The following is a 15,909-nucleotide window of genomic DNA, read 5'->3' as shown; positions in this document are numbered from 1 at the left end:
ATGCTCAATCCGCGGCGTGGCGCAGCAGCCACGCCGCCACCGCCTGCGGATGTTCCAGTTGCAGGTGGTGGCCGCCGGCCAGGTGCTCGACCGCGATGCGCGGCACGCGGGCGGCGCGCGCCTGCATCGTCGCCGCGGGCAGGTAGGGCGTGGCCGGCTGCGCCAGCAGCAGGGCCGTCGGCGCCTCGATGCCGGCGAGCAGGGCGTGGATCTGCGTCTCGGCCAGCCGGATCGCGCTGGGACGCACCAGGCGCGGATCGCTGCGCCATTGCCAGCCGCCGTCGGCCTCGCGCAGGCCGCGCGTCACGATGGGTCGCGCCAGCTCCGCGCGCAGGCCGCTGGCGATGGTGCGGGCGCTGATCGCCTGCTCCACGTCGCGGAACACGCGCAGCGTCTTGCCATCGGCGGGCGGCTTGGCCAGCGCGTCGCGATAGCGCTGCAGCGTGTGCGTGCCGTCGTCGCCCAGCGGGCCGAGCCCCTCGATCAGCCACAGCCGTTCGATGCGCCCCAGTGCGGCGGCGGCCACCAGCGAGGCGATGCCGGCGCCCAGCGAATGGCCCAGCAGGCAGCAGCGCGGCAGTTCCAGCGCATCCAGCGCCGCCAGCACGGCGCGCACGTATTCCACGTAGTGGTAGTCGGCGCCCGCGGGCAGGTGGTCGGAATGGCCGTGGCCGGGCAGCTCCAGCGCGATCACCCGGTAGTGCGGCGCGAGCAGCGGCGCCAGCGCGGAAAAGCTGGCCGCGTTGTCCAGCCAGCCGTGCAGCGCCAGCAGCGGCGGCGCGGCGGGATCGCCCCATTCCAGCGCGGCCAGCGTGAGCCGGGGCAGGGCGATGCGCCGTTCGCGTGCTGCGGTCATTCGCGTATCTCGTTCATGAGGGAGCCCCCTGCGGAATCGGCGCCGTTCGGGTTGAGCGTGGCGGGCGAAGTTTCGCGCAGCGAAACCCGCGACATCCCGCCGCTACGGCCAGCCCTGCAGATGCCGGCGCAGCAGCGCCGCCAGGCTGTGCACCTGTTCCGCGCCGTCGTTGAGCGCGGGGATGTAGCGCAGCGACTCGCCGCCGGCCGCGGCGAAGAAGTCGCGGTTCTGCATCGCGATCTCCTCCAGCGTCTCCAGGCAGTCCACCGCGAAGCCGGGACAGGCCACGTCGAGCCGCTTCACGCCTTCGCTGGCGAGGCGGCGCACGGTGGCGTCGGTATACGGCGAGAGCCAGGACTCGCGACCCACCCGCGACTGGAAGCTCAGCAGCAGCTGCGATTCGTCCAGGCGCAGCCGATCGCGCAGCAGCCGCGCGGTGGCGCGGCATTGCTCCGCGTAGGGATCGCCCAGGCGCACGTAGCGCTCGGGGATGCCGTGGAAGGACAGCAGCAGCTTGTCGCCGCGGCCGTGTTCGGCCCACCAGCGCTCGATGCTCGCGGCCAGCGCCTCGACGTGGCCGGGATCGTCGTGGTAGTCGTTGACGAAGCGCAGTTCGGGCGGCCAGCGCAGCGCCTTCATCGCGTCCGCCACCGCGTCGATCACCGAGCCGGTGGAGGTGGCCGAGTATTGCGGATACAGCGGCAGCACCAGCAGGCGGCGCACGCCTTCGCGGGCGAGCTGCGCGATCGTGGACGCCACCGCCGGTTCGCCGTAGCGCATCGCCAGCGCCACGCGCACCTCCGCGCCCAGTTCCGCCTGCAGCGCGCGCGCCAGCGCCTCGCTGCGCCAGCGCAATGGGGAACCTTGGGCGTCCCAGATGCGTCCATAGGCATGGGCGGAGCGCCGCGGGCGCAGGCGCAGGATCACCCCGTGCAGGATCGGCCACCATTGCCAGCGCGGCAGGTCGATCACCCGGCGGTCGGACAGGAACTCGGCCAGGTACGGCCGCAGCGCGCCCGCGGTGGGCGCGACGGGCGTGCCCAGGTTGACCAGCAGCACGGCTGTCTGAACGGATGTCGCAGGCGTGTCGCGGGAATGTTCGGCGGGGCCGGTATAGTGGCTGCGGTCAGGCATCGTGGTGCGGGCGATGAAGCTGGCCGTGCAGTCTGCCACAAGCACGGACGCCGCAGTCCGCATGTTTTCCACCCATGTGAGGGTTACCCATGTTGAAGATCCGTCTGCACCATCTGCTGTTCGGCGCGGCCCTGCTGCTGCCGGCGCTCGCGGCGCACGCCGACGACGACACCCCGCAGGCGCGCGCGCAGACCGCGGTGCGCGTGCTCAACGAGATCGAGCAGGCGCCGGACAAGGCCATCCCCAGCGACCTGCTCAAGGACGCGAAGGCGATCGCGGTGATCCCCGATGTGCTGAAGGTCGGCTTCGTGTTCGGCGGCCGCCGCGGCGAGGGGCTGATCTCGGTGAAGCGGCCGGACGGCACCTGGTCCAATCCCAGCTTCATCTCCTTCGGCGGCGGCAGCGTGGGCTTCCAGATCGGCGTCTCGTCCACCGACGTGATCCTGGTGTTCCGTAGCCAGCGCGGCGTGGATTCCATCGTCAACGGCAAGTTCACCATCGGCGCGGACGCCAGCGCCGCGGCCGGCCCGGTGGGCCGCACCGCCTCGGCCGCCACCGACCAGCAGCTCAAGGCGGAGATCTACTCGTACTCGCGGGCGCGCGGCCTGTTCGCCGGCGTGGCGCTGGACGGCTCGGTGCTGAAGATCGACCAGGACGCGAATGCCGCGGTCTACGGCCCCGGCATCACCCCGCGGCGGATTTTCGAGGGTGGCGTGGGCAATGTGCCGCAGGCGGTGGTGAAATTCCGCGATGCGCTGGAGGAGTACACTGCAAAGTGACCGCCGTGTGCGAATATCGGCGGACCGCAGGCGGAGCCATTTCCGCCCCGGCTCGCCACGAGGAACATCATGGGTTTTGACAGCATCTGGCATTGGCTACTCCTTCTGGTCATCGTGCTGCTGGTCTTCGGTACCCGGAAGATCGGCAACATCGGCTCCGACCTCGGCAACGCCGTGCGCGGCTTCAAGAAGGCCATGCACGGCGAGGACGACGAGAAGTCCAAGGACGCGCAGCAGGGCAAGGAGCAGCTGCGCGCCGATCCGCCGGCCGCCTCGTCGGCGAACGCCAGCACGCAGGACCAGCGCGACTCGCACGAGTCGAAGTAACAGCCTGCCCGGAGTCGGAGTTTCGGCGCGATGATCGAGATCAGCTTCGGCAAGCTGGTGCTGCTCGCGCTTGTCGCGCTGATCGTGCTCGGCCCCGAGAAACTGCCCGGTGCGGCACGCACCGCCGGCGCGCTGCTGCGTCGCGTGCGCAGCGGCTGGGACAGCGTGCGCTCCGAAGTGGAGCGCGAACTGGAAGTGGAAGAGATCAAGCGTGCGGCCCGCGAAGCGGCCGCGCGGGCCGAGGCCGTGCAGGAGGAATTCCGCAGCGCCGCCCGCAGCACCGCCGACGACGTGCGGCAGCCGCTGGACGAGGCGGTGTCCACGCTGAAGTCCGCCGCCGCGCCGCCGCCGACTGAACCGGAAAGCGCGCCTGAACCACGCCAGGAACTGCCGCCGGCCGAGCCGCCCGCGGCGCCGGCAGCGAAGGAGACCGCAGATGGCGGCCGTTGATCCCGAAGGCTCCGGCGACGACCTGCAGCAAGGCCTGTTCTCGCACCTGATCGAACTGCGCTCGCGCCTGCTCAAGGCGGTGGCCTGCGTGCTGCTGGTGCTGCTGGCGCTGGTGCCGTTCGCGAACCGGCTGTATTCGGAACTGGCCGCGCCGCTGGTGGCGCGCCTGCCGCAGGGCGCGCACCTGATCGCCACCGAGGTGGCGAGCCCGTTCATCACGCCGCTGAAGCTGGCGTTCTACACCGCGCTGTTCATCAGCATGCCGGTGATCCTGTACCAGCTGTGGGCCTTCGTGAGCCCGGGCCTGTACAAGCACGAGAAGCGCCTCGCGCGCCCGCTGCTGGTCGCCGCGATGTTCCTGTTCTACTGCGGCTGCGCGTTCGCGTACTTCCTGGTGCTGCCGGCGGCGTTCCGCTTCCTCACCGCGGTGACCCCCGCGGGCGTGGAGATGATGACCGACATCACGCATTACCTGGATTTCGTGATGCTGATGTTCTTCGCGTTCGGCCTGTGTTTCGAGGTGCCGGTGGCGGTGGTGATACTCGCCGCGGTGGGCGTGGTGGACGTCGCCAAGCTGCGCAACGCGCGGCGCTACGCGATCGTGGGCGCGTTCGCGGTGGCCGCGGTGATCACGCCGCCGGACATCACCTCGATGATCATGCTGGCGATCCCGATGTGCCTGCTCTACGAGCTGGGCATCGTGGCGGTGCGCTGGCTGCTGCCGCAGCGGGCGGCCAGCACGGACTGATCTTCGCCGCCGCCGGGTCGCCGGCGGCTTGCGGGCGCCTGTCGGCGCCCGCGACGTATCCCGATCAAGGCGCCGTGGCGGCTCCGGCGGCCGACGTCGCGCCGGCCGGCGCGGGCGTCGAAGCCGCTGGCGCCGGAGCCGAGGCGGCCGGGGCCGGCAGCGGCTCCACTTTGGTCGCGTCGGCGGGGCGGCGGGCCATGCCGCCGTGCTTGTACAGGTCGCTGGCCACCTGGTAGTAGGCGACCGCGGTGTCCACCAGCGCCTGCCTCACCGGCACCACCGGAGTGGCGTCGCCGGTGGCGAAGTCGGGCTTGAGCTGTTCCAGCCGCTTGCGCGGTTCCAGGATGGTGAGCGTGTCGCCGTGCACGTAGCCCAGCTTCTCGTAGGTGCCGGGGAAGGCGTGGCCGCGGTCGGCCGGCAGCTGGAACACGTCCTGGCCGAAGAAGCGCGAGCGGTAGCTGAAGTCCAGCAGGCCCAGCAGGGTGGGCGGGATGTCGAGCTGGCCGGTCAGCTGCTCCACGCGCCGGGGCTGGAACTGCTTCGGCGCGTAGATCCACAACGGAATGTGGTAGCGGTTGATCGGGATGCTGGTCTTGCCCGCGCTGGAGGCGCAGTGGTCGGCGGTGATCACGAACACGGTGTCGGCGAAGTAGGGCTTGGCCTGGGCGCGCCGGATGAAGTCGCCGATCGACCAGTCGGTATAGGCCACCGCGCCCGGACGCGACGGCGCCTGGAACTTCACCCGGTCGGCCGGGTAGGTGTAGGGCCGGTGGTTCGAGGTGGTCATGATGTGCAGGAAGAACGGCTTGCCGGCGGCGTGGATCTGGTCCATCTGGTTCAGCGCCAGCGTGTACAGGTCCTCGTCGGCCACGCCCCACACGTTCTGGCTGTGGATCGGCATGTCCTTCGGGATCGCGCTGCGGTCCACCGTCTTGTAGCCGTTGTGGCCGAAGAAGTAGTTCATGTTGTCGAAGTAGCCGTAGCCGCCGTAGACGAACTCCGACTCGTAGCCGCGGTCGTTGAACACGCTGGCCAGCGAGAACAGGTTCTCGTTGTCGTGTTCGCGCACCAGCGAATCGCCCGGCGTCGGCGGCACCGACAGCGACAGCGCCTCCAGCCCGCGCACCGTGCGGGTGCCGTTCGCGTAGAGGTTGTCGAAGAAGATGCTCTTGTCCACCAGCGAGTCCAGGAACGGCGTCAGGCCTTCCTTGTTGCCGAAGGTGCCTAGGTAGTCGCCGGACAGGCTCTCCACGCTGATCAGCACCACGTTGAGGCGCTTCTCCGGACCGTTCGCGCGGATCTCGCGGGTCAGGTCGCGCGGGTCGTCGCTGACGAAGCTGGCGTTCGGCGCCTTCAGGTCCTCGCGCACCAGCCGGAACGCCTGGTCGTCGGGCAGGCTGCGGTAGAACTTCTTGTAGTCGAGGTGGCTGGAGCGGAACGCGGCGAAGAACTGGTAGATGCCGTTGCCGGCCAGCTCGTTGACGTAGTTGTTCGCGGTGCGGTCCTTCATCTCGCCGTTGACCGCGGCCACCGAGACCACCGTGAGCAGCAGCCACACCAGCGGCACCCGCGCGCGCTGCAGCAGCGTGCTGCCGTCGTCGCGCGCGCGCAGGCCGCGGCGGCTCAGCAGGAACACCACCAGCGCCAGCACCACCAGCAGCGCCAGCCAGCTGCCGATCGGATAGGACTCGCGGATGTTGCCGATCACCTCGGTGGTGTAGACGAGGTAGTCCACCGCGATGAAGTTGAAGCGCGAGCTGAATTCGTTCCAGAACACCAGCTCCGACGCTGCCACGAACAGCAGGCCGTACAGCAGCACCAGACCCAGGATGTACAGGCCCCACTGCCCGCTGGCGCGGTTGTACGCCAGCGCGGGCATCGGCAGGAAGAACAGGAACACGGCGAGCAGCGGCCACGATTCCTTGAGATGCACGTGCCACAGCAGGAACAGCGCGCCCAGCGTGGCCGCATACAGCGCCGCCATCCCGACGAGGTACAGCAGCCAGCGGCCGACGCCCGCCACCGGCGCGCGCCGGGTGGGCACCAGCCACAGGAACAGCACCATGGGCCATGCCAGGTACAGGAAGGTGATCAGGTCGTAGCCGAAGCCCACGCCGAACGCATACAGCCAGTGCAGCGGATGCGGCGCCACGTTGTTGCCCGACATCACCAGCAGGACGATGCGTGTGACGAAGCTGATCGCGACATAGGCGATGCCCAGCCACCACAGGGGCCGGAACCGCTGGCGCAGCGGGGAGGAAGTGAACAGGGCGCGCGACAAGGGTAGCTCCAGGCGATCGGGTGACAACGGAAGGATGGCGGCAGCGCCGGCATCCGGGCGGGCGGCGTGCCCGCGGCGTTCAGATGCTACCTTGTTTCATTTCCGTGATGGCATGCACGCGCGCCCGCTCCATCGCTGCGCCGACCGCCGGGCCCTCCAGGCCCTGCGCCAGGAACGGCGCCGCGGTTACTGCCGCGGCCGTGGCGCGGGCACGGCGCAGGTAGTCGGCCTCGGGATAGTCGTCGTGCCCGTGGCCCAGCCGGCCGCGCTTGTCGGCCAGGCAGGCGGCGAGGAAAGTCTCCAGCCGCTCCGGCCGGCGCAGCGCGTCCAGCGCGACCAGCAGCTTCAGCACGGTGGCCGGCTTGAGCTCCAGCGCGCGATGCGCATTGAGGTGCTCGCGGCAGACCAGTTCGGCCAGCGCGGCGTGCTCGGCCGGCACCTTCAATCGGGCCGCCAGCACGCGCAGTGGCGCCACGCCGCGTTGTTCGTGCATCACGTGCCGCGGCAGTTCGTCGGCCGGCGTCAGCGCCTTGCCGAGATCGTGGCCGAGCGCGCAGAAACCCACCAGGTCGTCGCCCGGCGCGATCGCGGCGGCCGCATCCAGCACCATTTCCATGTGCACGCCGGTGTCGATCTCGGGGTGGAACTCGGCGCGCTGCGGCACGCCGTACAGCGCGTCGACTTCCGGAAACAGCACGCGCAACGCGCCGCAGGCCCGCAGCACCTGCAGGAAGGCGGACGGCCGCGGCTCGGCCAGCGCCTTGCGCGTCTCCGCCCACACGCGTTCCGGCACCAGGTGATCCACCTCGCCGGCGTCCACCATGTGCCGCAGCAGCGCCATGGTCTCGTCCGCCACGCGGAAACCCAGCGGCGCGAAGCGTGCGGCGAAGCGCGCCACCCGCAGCAGGCGCACCGGGTCTTCCACGAAGGCCGGCGCGACGTGGCGCAGCAGGCGCGCCTCCAGGTCGCGCACGCCGCCCCAGGGGTCGATCAGCGTGCCGTCGGCATCCTCGGCGATCGCGTTGATGGTGAGGTCGCGCCGCGCCAGGTCCTCTTCCAGCGTCACCGCGGGATCGGTGCGGAACTCGAAGCCGTGGTAGCCGCGGCCGCTCTTGCGCTCGGTGCGCGCCAGCGCGTACTCCTCGCCGCTTTCCGGGTGCAGGAACACCGGGAAATCCTTGCCTACCGGCCGGTAGCCCAGCGCCAGCAGGTCGTCCGGGCTGGCGCCCGTCACCACATGGTCGCGGTCGCCCGCAGGCCTTTCCAGCAACTTGTCGCGGACCGCGCCGCCGACCAGGTAAATGCGCATGGGGCGATTGTGGCATGGCGTCTGCCCGGCACATCCCTCGGTGCAGGGATCCGGGGTCGCGCCGCGAACGGCTCCCGGCTCAGCGCCGATGGCTGGCGGCCGGGCCCGACGGAGCGCTGCCCGCGGCAGCCGGCGCCGTGCCCTCGCTGCCCGCCGCGGATGCCGCGCTGGCCGGCACTTCCGCCGAACCGGCGGGAGCGGGCGGCGGTGCAGGGCAGTCCACGGCCTTGCGCGGAGTGAGGCTGTTCGGCAGGGCGTAGGGCTGGCCGAACGGCGTGAGGCGGTCGGACATCGGCTGCGCCGTGCCGTGCAGGCGCCAGTCGTAGATCACGCTGAACGCCATCACGCGCGCCACGTATTCGCGGGTTTCCTTGAACGGCATGGTGGCGATGAACAGGTCCGGCGCGAGCGCGTTGCGCGCGTCCACCCACTGGTCGACCCGGTTGGGGCCGGCGTTGTAGGCGGCGCTGGTGAGCCAGGGCATGCCGTTGTAGCGCAGGGACAACTGCGCCAGGTAGCGCGTGCCCAGCGCGATGTTCGTCGCCGGGTCGTACAGGCTGTCGCCGCCGGCCCAGGGCAGGCCGTTGCGCTTCGCCACCAGCGCGGCGGTGCCGGGCACCAGCTGCATCAGGCCGCGCGCGTCGGCGCCGGAACGGGCGTCGCTGACCCAGGCGCTTTCCGAGCGCAGGATGCCGTAGGCCCAGGCGGGATCGATGCCGGCCTGCTCGGCCTGCGCCACCACGCCGTCCTCGCTGGCCAGCGGGAAGCGCAGCGCGTAGTAGCGCAGCGCCTCGCCGGAGCTGAAGGTGAACACCGCGCGGTCGAACCAGCCGCGGCTGTTGGCGAGCTGGGCGGCGAGCCGCAGCGTGGCGGCATCGGCGCCATCGAGCGCGCGCGCCCATTCGCGCCGCGCCAGTTTCGGCAGGTCCACCGCGTACAGCTCGAAGGCGCGCAGCAGGCCGGGCTGTTGCAGCAGCGCCTGTTCCTTCTGCGGGTCGCTGGCCGGCGTCAGCGGGCAGATCGCGTAGGACTGCTTGAGCTGGTCGGCGGCGAGGAAGCCGTAGAACGTGGCCTCGCCGGCCAGGTTCGTGTAGATGCCGCGCGCCTGTTCGGGGTGGCCGGTGGCGTCCAGCGCGCGGGCGCGGAACCAGCGCCATTCGCCGTCCTGCTGTTGCGTGGCCGGCATCGCGGCAATCGCCGCCAGCACGGCGGGCCAGTCCTGCTTGGCCAGCGCCACGCGGGCGCGCCATTCGCGGGTGGCGGGGGTTTGCGCGGCGGCGGGCAGGGCGATCAGCCGGTCGAGCGCGTTGGTGTCGAAATCGGTGGCGTGGAACAGCGCCAGCGCGCGCATGACCGCGCCGCGTTGCGTGGCGTTGAAGGCGAGGCTCGCCTGCAGGCGTTGCCACGCCGCGTCGGCGGCGCCGGTGTCGCGACGCGCCTGGCGTTCCAGCGCCAGCGTGGCGGCCTGGCGCGAACGGGCGGTGTCGGGCCAGTTCGTGGCGGCGGCGAGCGCGGCGGCGGGATCGCGCAGGGCCTGCGCCAGCCGCTGCGCCTCTTCGTCCTGCGGCGACGGCAGCCACGGGGCGAGCGCGGCGATGGTGCCGCCCTTGCCGGCGTCCGCGGCGCGGTCGATGCGCGCCCACAGGCGCGGCGTGGTCAGCAGGCCCTGGTCGCGCGCGGCCTGCAGCACGGGGTCGCAGGCACCGGGCAGCTCGGGACGGTTCCACAGGCTGGCGAGGTCCGCATCGAAATCGAGTTTCGCGCCGCCGGCCATGCGTGCCTGCAGGGCGTCGCAGGCCAGCGCGTCGCCCATGCCGGGCTGGTACAGCGCCATGAAGCCGTTCCAGTCCTTGCGTCGCGCGAGTTCGAGCAGGAAGTCGCGGCGCAGGTCCTGCGCGGGGATCAGGTCGGGGTATTGCTGCAGATATGCCTGCACGGCAGCCAGGTCGGTCTGGCGGATGTCGTGTTCCAGCGCGGCCGCAGGCAGGTAGGGGTAGAGCGGGTAGCTGCGCAGTTGCGCGTCCCAGGTGCGCCAGCCGTCGCCGCCCTGCTGGGCCGCGGCCCAGGCCTGCTTGAACGCGGCGCGCTGCGCCTCGGTCGGCGTGGCCGCGTGCGCGCCGAGCGCAGCGAGCAGGGCGCCGCAGGCCAGCAGCAGGGCCGGCAGGCGGATGAGGGAATGGCGCCGGGGCGCGACCTTGGCAAACATGCGTACTCCTTGCTGATTCCCCGCCGTGGATTGTAGTGGAAGCACGCCGGCAAGCCGGCGCGTGCGTGCCCTGCGCTCCCGCGTGCGCCTGATAAGCTTGCGCACCTCGCTTTGTCCGCACAGGCCCGGCATGTCGTTTTCCCCTACCTCCCGCGGCCGTCGCGCGGTCGCCTGGCTGGCGCTGGCGCTGGCCGCAGTCGCCGCTGCGGCGTGGTGGTGGATCGCGGGGCGGCCGGTGGAGCTGCCCGATGCGCCATCGGCGCGGATTGCCTGCGTGTCTTACGCGCCGTTCCGCGAGCCCGGCGAGACGCCGCTGGACCTGCACGCGTTCGTGAGCCCCGCGCGCATCGACGCGGACCTGCGCACGCTGTCCCGGCGCTTCGATTGCGTGCGCACGTATTCGCAGGGCCAGGGCCTTTCCGCGGTGCCCGCCATCGCCGCGCGCTATCGCATGAAAGTGCTGATGGGCATCTGGCTGGGCAGCGATCCCAAGGCGAACGCGGCGCAGGTCGCGCTGGGCATCGCCACGGCGCGCCAGCATCCGGACGTGTTGCGCGGCGTGATCGTGGGCAACGAGGCGCTGCTGCGCGGCGACCTGTCCAGCGCGCAGATCGCCGGCTATCTCGCCGAGGTGCGCGCGGCCTTGCCGGCCAGCATCCCGGTGAGCTACGCCGACGTGTGGGAGTTCTGGCTGCGCCATCCCGAGCTGGCGAAGTCGGTGGACTTCGTCACCATCCACATCCTGCCGTACTGGGAAGACCAGCCGGTGCCGCCGGAGCGCGCGATCCAGCATGTGGAGGACGTCTACGCCCGGGTGCGGCAGGCGTTTCCCGGCAAGCCCGTGATGATCGGCGAGACCGGCTGGCCCAGCGAAGGCCGCTCGCGCCGCGGCGCCAGCGCCAGCGTGGTGAACGAGGCGCGCTACCTGCGCGAGTTCCTCCGCTACGCCGCCAGCGTGGACATGCCGTACAACGTGATCGAGACCTTCGACCAGCCGTGGAAGCGGGTGCAGGAAGGCACCGTGGGCGGCTACTGGGGCATCTACGACGCCCAGGCGCGGCCGAAGTTCGCGATGCAGGGACCGGTGGTGGAAGTGCCGCGCTGGTGGCTGGGCTGGCTGGCCGGCGCTGCGGGCGCGGCGCTGTTCGTGCTGGTCGGCCTGCGCCGTCGCCGCTGGCAGCGCGTGCGCGGCTGGCTGGCGCTGGGCGTGGCGGGTTTCGCCAGCGGCGCCGCGCTGGCCTGGCAGGGGCGGCAGATGATCTACGCCTGCCGCGACGCCTGGGAGTGGACGCTGTCGCTGGCCGCCTGCCTGGTCGCGCTGCTCACCGCGCTGCGACTGGCGATCTGGCTGGCCGGGCGGCTGGCGGGCGCGCCGTACAAGCGGGCGCCGGCGGGGCGGCTGCGTTTCATGTGGCTGTTCGTGCTGGCGCTGTACGGTCTGCTGATGGTGTTCGACGGCCGCTACCGCGACTTCCCGCTGGGCCTGTTCGGGCTGCCCTGCGTGGGCTACGCGCTGGTGGCGTGGCTGGACGAACGCATGCGTGCGCCGTCGCGCGAAGCGCTGTTCCTCGCCGCGTGGCTGCCGGTGCTGGCGGCCGTGGTGGTGGCGCTGGAACTGGGCGAAAACCCGGTGACCTGGGTATGGCTGCTGCTCAACCTGCTGATCGCGGCGCCGGTGATCGCCGCGTGGCGGCGCACGCATTTCGCGCGCGCCGACGCAGGCACTATGCTCGACGATTCCCGTTGAAAGGATGGAGACCATGCGCCTCGACAAGCAACGCATCGTGGTGACCGGCGCCTTCGGCACGCTGGGTACGGCAGTGGTGCGCGCCGCGCTGGACGCGGGCGCCGCAGTGGCGGCGATCGACCGCGCGCCGGTGCCGGCGAACCTGGGCGCCGCCCACGGCTTCGGCGGCGTGGACCTGGCCGACGCCGCGGCGGCGAAGCATGCCATCGACGGCGCGGCGGATGCGCTGGGCGGGCTGGATGCGCTGGTGAACATCGCCGGCGCGTTCCGCTGGGAAACCCTGGCCGACGGCGATCCGGAAACCTGGGACCTGCTCTACCGGATCAACCTGCGCACCGCCGTGGCCGCGAGCAAGGCCGCGCTGGCGCACCTGCCCGACGGGCGCGGGCGCATCGTCAACATCGGCGCGAACTCGGCGCTGAAGGCCGGCGCCGGCGTGGCGGCGTACACCGCCTCCAAGTCGGGCGTGATGCGCCTCACCGAATCGCTGGCCGAGGAACTGAAGCCGCGCGGCATCACCGTCAACGCGCTGCTGCCCAGCATCATCGACACGCCGCCGAACCGTGCCGACATGCCGGACGCGGATTTCGACCGCTGGGTGAAGCCCGAGCAACTGGCCGGGGTGATCGTGTTCCTGCTTTCCGATGCGGCCAGCGCGATCACCGGCGCGCTGATCCCGGTCACCGGGCGGGTGTAGCGACCGCCGGCGGATTCGCTGCGCCCTGCAGGTGCAGCAGGCGCAGGCAGCCCAGCAGCAGCGCCAGCGCGCCCGGCTCGTAGTTGTAGAGCTGCAGCGCGAGCGCGCCCAGCGCGGCGGCCAGCCACGCCAGCGCGCGCGAGCGGCGCAGCAGGGCCAGCGCCGTGACGGCCAGCGCGGCGATGCCGTAGACCTTGTGCAGGAAGCCCAGCACCAGCGCCTGCCGCAGCGGGCACCAGCCGGGCGCCTGCGTCGTCGCGCACAGTTCCGCCAGCCCGCGCGGCTCGATCAGGCCGTAGCGCAGCCAGGCCGCGCCCAGTCCGGCCAGCGCCAGCAGCAGCCAGGGCAGAAGCGTGCGCAGCCAGCGGATGCTCATTCGGGTGCTCCTTTTGCGGGCGCGCGATCCGGCGGCAGGCGGATCTCCGCGGCCAGCGCGAGATGATCGGAAAACGCCTGCGGCAGCGTCCACACCTTTTCCAGCGTGACCGTGGGCGAGGCGATGATGTGGTCCAGCGCGCGCCGCGGCCGCCAGCTCGGAAACGTGGGCGTGGGTTGCATGGGCGGCTGCAGCTGCGTGCGGGCGAACAGCTGGCGCATCTCGGCGCTGTCGATCTCGGTGTTGAGGTCGCCCATCAGCACCGCGTGCGGGTGGTCCTGCAGGATCTCGGCGATGAAGCCCAGCTGGCGCGCGCGGGTGATCGCGCGCAGCGACAGGTGGGCGATCACCAGCGCCAGCGCCTGCGCGCCGTCGCCGAAGCGCACCAGCAGCGCGCCGCGGCCGTGGCCGGGCAGCGGGTAGTCGAACACCGCGCTGGGCTCGATGCGGCTGATCAGCCCGTTCGCGGTGTGCGACAGCTTCGCCACCGGCCGGTTCGGCTGGTGGCTCCAGTACGGCATGCCGGCGGCTTCGGCCAGGTAGCGGGTCTGGTTGAGGAAGCCCGAGCGCAGGCTGCCGGCGTCCACTTCCTGCAGGCCGATCACGTCGAACTGCGGCAGCAGCGCGGCGAGGCGGTCGAGGTTGTCGATCTTGCTGCGCCCCGGCAGCACCGCGTTGAGGCTGCGGGTGACGTATTCGCTGTAGCGCTGCACGCTGGCGCCAGCAAGGACGTTGCAGCTCAGCAGGCGCAGGCGGCGTTCGACTGCAGGGGCGGGCACGGTACGGGTCATGGGGCTGTGTACGGTACTCGCGACTGCCCACAGCGGACGTGAACGCCCGCGCCGGCGGTGTCAGGCGCTCACTTGCCGTCCTTGTCCGCCTCGTCCAGCGCGCGCTTGGCCAGCCACTGCGCCACGGCGGACAGTTCGTCCAGCGTCTGCACCTGGGTGATGCGGTACTTGCCGTCGACCACGATGCCGGGGGTGCCGTCCACGCCCCACTTCTGCGCCAGCGCCAGGTCCGCCTTCAGCTTGGTGGTGGCCTCGTCGGAGGTGGCGATGCGCATGAACTCGGCGCGGTCCACGCCTTCGCGGGCGTAGAAGTCGGCCAGTTCGTCCATCGTGTTGATCGGGTAGTGTTCGGCGAACTTCGCCTTGAACAGCGCCATGTGGGTGCGGTCCACCACGCCGAGCTTGTCCGCCGCGTAGTAGGCGCGCGCGAACGGCAGCCATTCCGCGCTGAACGGCGCCGGCATCAGCTTGAACACCACGCCCTTGGGCAGCTGCGCCTTCAGCTTCTCGGCGACCGGCGCGAATTCGGCGCAGTGGATGCAGCCGTAGGAGAACACCTCGACCACTTCCACCTTGCCCTCGCTGCTGTAGCGCTGGTGCGGGCCGGGCAGGGTCACGTACTGCTGGCCCTCGGTGTAGGGCGTCGGCGCTCCGGCGCTGGATTGCGCGGTGCAGGCGGCCGTCAGCAGCAGTCCGGCGAACAGGGTCAGGGCGCGCAGGCGGGCGAGATGCTTCATCACTGGGTGCTCGACAAGATGGGACCGAAAATGGGTGCGCCGCCGGCTTACTTGCCGGCCGCTTCCTTGGCTACCAGCCACTGGGTCAGCTCGATGGCGCGCTGCACGGTGCCCACGTCGGAGGGCGAGAAGCGGTACTTGCCGTCCACCACGATGCTGGGCGTGCCGGGCACGCCGTAGGCCTTGATGAGGTCGTCGGCCTGTTTCATCTTGGTGTTGACCGAGAAGGAGTTCGCCACCGCGATGAACTCCTTGGGGTCCACGCCGTGCTTGGCATAGAACTTCGCGAGGTCCTCGATCGTGGGCCACGCGCCCTTGGGCTTGGGTCGACCGGTGTTGAGGTCGTAGGTGGCGGTTTCGCCGGTCTTCCAGGTGGCGTCGAATATCGCGTCCTGGGTCTTGGCGCGCACCCCCAGCGCCTCGGCGGCGTAGAACGCGCGCTGGTACACCGGCCAGTTCTCGTCCGGGCGGAACGCGGCCGGCAGGTAGTGCACCACCGCATTCGCGGGCAGGCTCTTCTCGATCTGGTCCATCGCGCCGTGGAAGGAGTTGCAGGCCGGGCAGGCGTAGGAGAACACCTCCACCACCTCGATCTTGTCGGTGGCGATCGCCTTGGGCTGGGCCGGATCGATGCGGAAGTAGTCCTTGCCCTCGACCCACTTGCCGTCGTCGACGAACGGCTGGGCAGGCGCGGCGGTGCCGTTGTCGCCGGAGTGGCCGCAGGCGGCCAGGGCCAGCAGGGCGGCACACAGGATCGGCAGGCGCTTCAACATGGGATTACCTCGGTGGCGCGTGGTGCGGCTGCGCCGGCATGCCGCCGGTGCAGCCGCAGGGGTCAGGGCGTGACGGCGGCCGGTTTCGCCGCGTTGGCGTCGGTGGCCGGGTGCAGGCCCTCGATGTAGCTGGCGAGCGCGGCTATGTCGTTCGCATCCAGCTTCTGCGCGATCGTCGGCATGATCTGCGAATGCGCGTCGGCGCCCCAGACGGTGCCGTCGTGCCAGGCCTTCAGGGTGGCCTGGACGTATTGCGCGTGCTGGCTCTCCAGCTGCGGATACATCGCGCCGGGATTGCCGCGGCCGTCGATGCTGTGGCAGGCCATGCAGGCGGGGATGCCGCGCTTGACGTCGCCCTCGCGGTACAACAGCTGGCCGTGCTCCACCAGCGCCTGGTCGGCCACGCCGGGCAGCGCGGCCTTGCTGGAGAAGTAGGCGCCGACGTCGTGCATGTCCTGCTCGGACAGCGGGGTGGCCATGCCCAGCATGATCGGGTTCTGGCGCTTGCCGCTCTTGAAGTTCTCGAGCTGGCGGGCGATGTACTGCTCGCTCTGGCCTGCCAGCTTGGGGTACTGCGGATCGGTGGAGTTGCCGTCCATGCCATGGCAGGCGCCGCAGGCGGCGGCCTTGCCCTGGCCCGCGGTGGCGTCGCCGGGCTTCGCCGCCGCTTCGGCGGTGGCCGGGGCGGCCGCCGCGCC

Annotated in this window: 16 protein-coding genes; 6 read left to right on the top strand and 10 right to left on the bottom strand. The window is 71.2% G+C overall.

Annotation, left to right across the window (positions count from 1 at the left end):
- Positions 1-4 precede the first annotated feature (4 nt).
- The gene (locus PCA_RS14395) at positions 5-856 is read right to left on the bottom strand and encodes an alpha/beta fold hydrolase (protein ID WP_181303312.1); all 852 of its coding nucleotides are present in this window, start codon (positions 854-856) and stop codon (positions 5-7) included.
- Positions 857-958: 102 nt separating this feature from the next.
- Positions 959-1,990, bottom strand: coding sequence for a ferrochelatase (hemH, locus tag PCA_RS14390; RefSeq protein WP_181303437.1), 1,032 nt, complete (start codon positions 1,988-1,990; stop codon positions 959-961).
- Positions 1,991-2,079: 89 nt separating this feature from the next.
- On the opposite strand from hemH, the gene PCA_RS14385 reads away from it, so the two are divergent.
- The 4 genes from PCA_RS14385 to tatC all read left to right on the top strand — a co-directional run bounded on the left by PCA_RS14385 (position 2,080) and on the right by tatC (position 4,294).
- A complete protein-coding gene (locus tag PCA_RS14385) occupies positions 2,080-2,769 on the top strand; it encodes a lipid-binding SYLF domain-containing protein (protein WP_181303311.1) in 690 nt (229 codons plus the stop codon).
- Positions 2,770-2,838: 69 nt separating this feature from the next.
- Positions 2,839-3,096 carry a Sec-independent protein translocase subunit TatA gene (gene tatA, locus PCA_RS14380; protein ID WP_181303310.1) on the top strand — a complete coding sequence of 86 codons (258 nt, stop codon included), beginning with the start codon at positions 2,839-2,841 and terminating at the stop codon, positions 3,094-3,096.
- A gap of 30 nt (positions 3,097-3,126) precedes the next feature.
- Positions 3,127-3,546: a Sec-independent protein translocase protein TatB gene (gene tatB / locus PCA_RS17680; protein ID WP_255436887.1), complete on the top strand. Its 420-nt coding sequence runs from the start codon at positions 3,127-3,129 to the stop codon at positions 3,544-3,546.
- On the top strand, positions 3,533-4,294 hold the full coding sequence (gene tatC, locus PCA_RS14370; protein WP_181303309.1) for a twin-arginine translocase subunit TatC: 762 nt from the start codon (positions 3,533-3,535) through the stop codon (positions 4,292-4,294). Before tatB ends, tatC begins: the two co-directional genes overlap by 14 nt.
- A 64-nt stretch (positions 4,295-4,358) precedes the next feature.
- Here the strand turns inward: tatC and PCA_RS14365 are convergent, their stop codons facing one another.
- From PCA_RS14365 to PCA_RS14355, 3 genes are all read right to left on the bottom strand, one after another.
- Entirely contained in the window at positions 4,359-6,575 is a 2,217-nt protein-coding gene (locus PCA_RS14365) for a sulfatase-like hydrolase/transferase (protein ID WP_255436886.1), read from the bottom strand.
- 79 nt (positions 6,576-6,654) lie between these two features.
- Complete coding sequence (locus PCA_RS14360; RefSeq protein ID WP_181303308.1) at positions 6,655-7,884, bottom strand: multifunctional CCA addition/repair protein; 1,230 nt, start codon at positions 7,882-7,884, stop codon at positions 6,655-6,657.
- Positions 7,885-7,963: 79 nt separating this feature from the next.
- Positions 7,964-10,090: a transglycosylase SLT domain-containing protein gene (locus PCA_RS14355; protein ID WP_181303307.1), complete on the bottom strand. Its 2,127-nt coding sequence runs from the start codon at positions 10,088-10,090 to the stop codon at positions 7,964-7,966.
- Between the two features lie 130 nt (positions 10,091-10,220).
- On the opposite strand from PCA_RS14355, the gene PCA_RS14350 reads away from it, so the two are divergent.
- Together PCA_RS14350 and PCA_RS14345 are read left to right on the top strand one after the other, a co-directional pair.
- Positions 10,221-11,837: a glycoside hydrolase family 17 gene (locus PCA_RS14350; RefSeq protein WP_181303306.1), complete on the top strand. Its 1,617-nt coding sequence runs from the start codon at positions 10,221-10,223 to the stop codon at positions 11,835-11,837.
- Positions 11,838-11,850: 13 nt separating this feature from the next.
- The gene (locus PCA_RS14345; RefSeq protein WP_181303305.1) at positions 11,851-12,534 is read left to right on the top strand and encodes an SDR family NAD(P)-dependent oxidoreductase; all 684 of its coding nucleotides are present in this window, start codon (positions 11,851-11,853) and stop codon (positions 12,532-12,534) included.
- Here the strand turns inward: PCA_RS14345 and PCA_RS14340 are convergent.
- The 5 genes from PCA_RS14340 to PCA_RS14320 form a co-directional block, all read right to left on the bottom strand.
- On the bottom strand, positions 12,518-12,910 hold the full coding sequence (locus PCA_RS14340; RefSeq protein ID WP_181303304.1) for a hypothetical protein: 393 nt from the start codon (positions 12,908-12,910) through the stop codon (positions 12,518-12,520). The two genes, PCA_RS14345 and PCA_RS14340, sit on opposite strands and share 17 nt — an antisense overlap.
- On the bottom strand, positions 12,907-13,701 hold the full coding sequence (locus PCA_RS14335) for an endonuclease/exonuclease/phosphatase family protein (protein WP_181303303.1): 795 nt from the start codon (positions 13,699-13,701) through the stop codon (positions 12,907-12,909). The genes PCA_RS14340 and PCA_RS14335 overlap by 4 nt, the downstream gene beginning before the upstream one ends.
- A 68-nt stretch (positions 13,702-13,769) precedes the next feature.
- On the bottom strand, positions 13,770-14,441 hold the full coding sequence (locus PCA_RS14330; RefSeq protein ID WP_181303302.1) for a thiol:disulfide interchange protein DsbA/DsbL: 672 nt from the start codon (positions 14,439-14,441) through the stop codon (positions 13,770-13,772).
- A gap of 44 nt (positions 14,442-14,485) precedes the next feature.
- Positions 14,486-15,211 carry a thiol:disulfide interchange protein DsbA/DsbL gene (locus PCA_RS14325; RefSeq protein WP_181303301.1) on the bottom strand — a complete coding sequence of 242 codons (726 nt, stop codon included), beginning with the start codon at positions 15,209-15,211 and terminating at the stop codon, positions 14,486-14,488.
- Between the two features lie 62 nt (positions 15,212-15,273).
- On the bottom strand, positions 15,274-15,909 hold a 636-nt coding region (locus tag PCA_RS14320), incomplete at its 5' end, for a c-type cytochrome (RefSeq protein ID WP_181303300.1).

Source organism: Rhodanobacter sp. PCA2 (genome assembly GCF_013620825.1).
Classification (GTDB): domain Bacteria; phylum Pseudomonadota; class Gammaproteobacteria; order Xanthomonadales; family Rhodanobacteraceae; genus Rhodanobacter_A.
The sequence above is the reverse complement of the archived record's forward strand: the minus strand, read 5'-3'. Positions and strand labels throughout refer to the sequence as shown.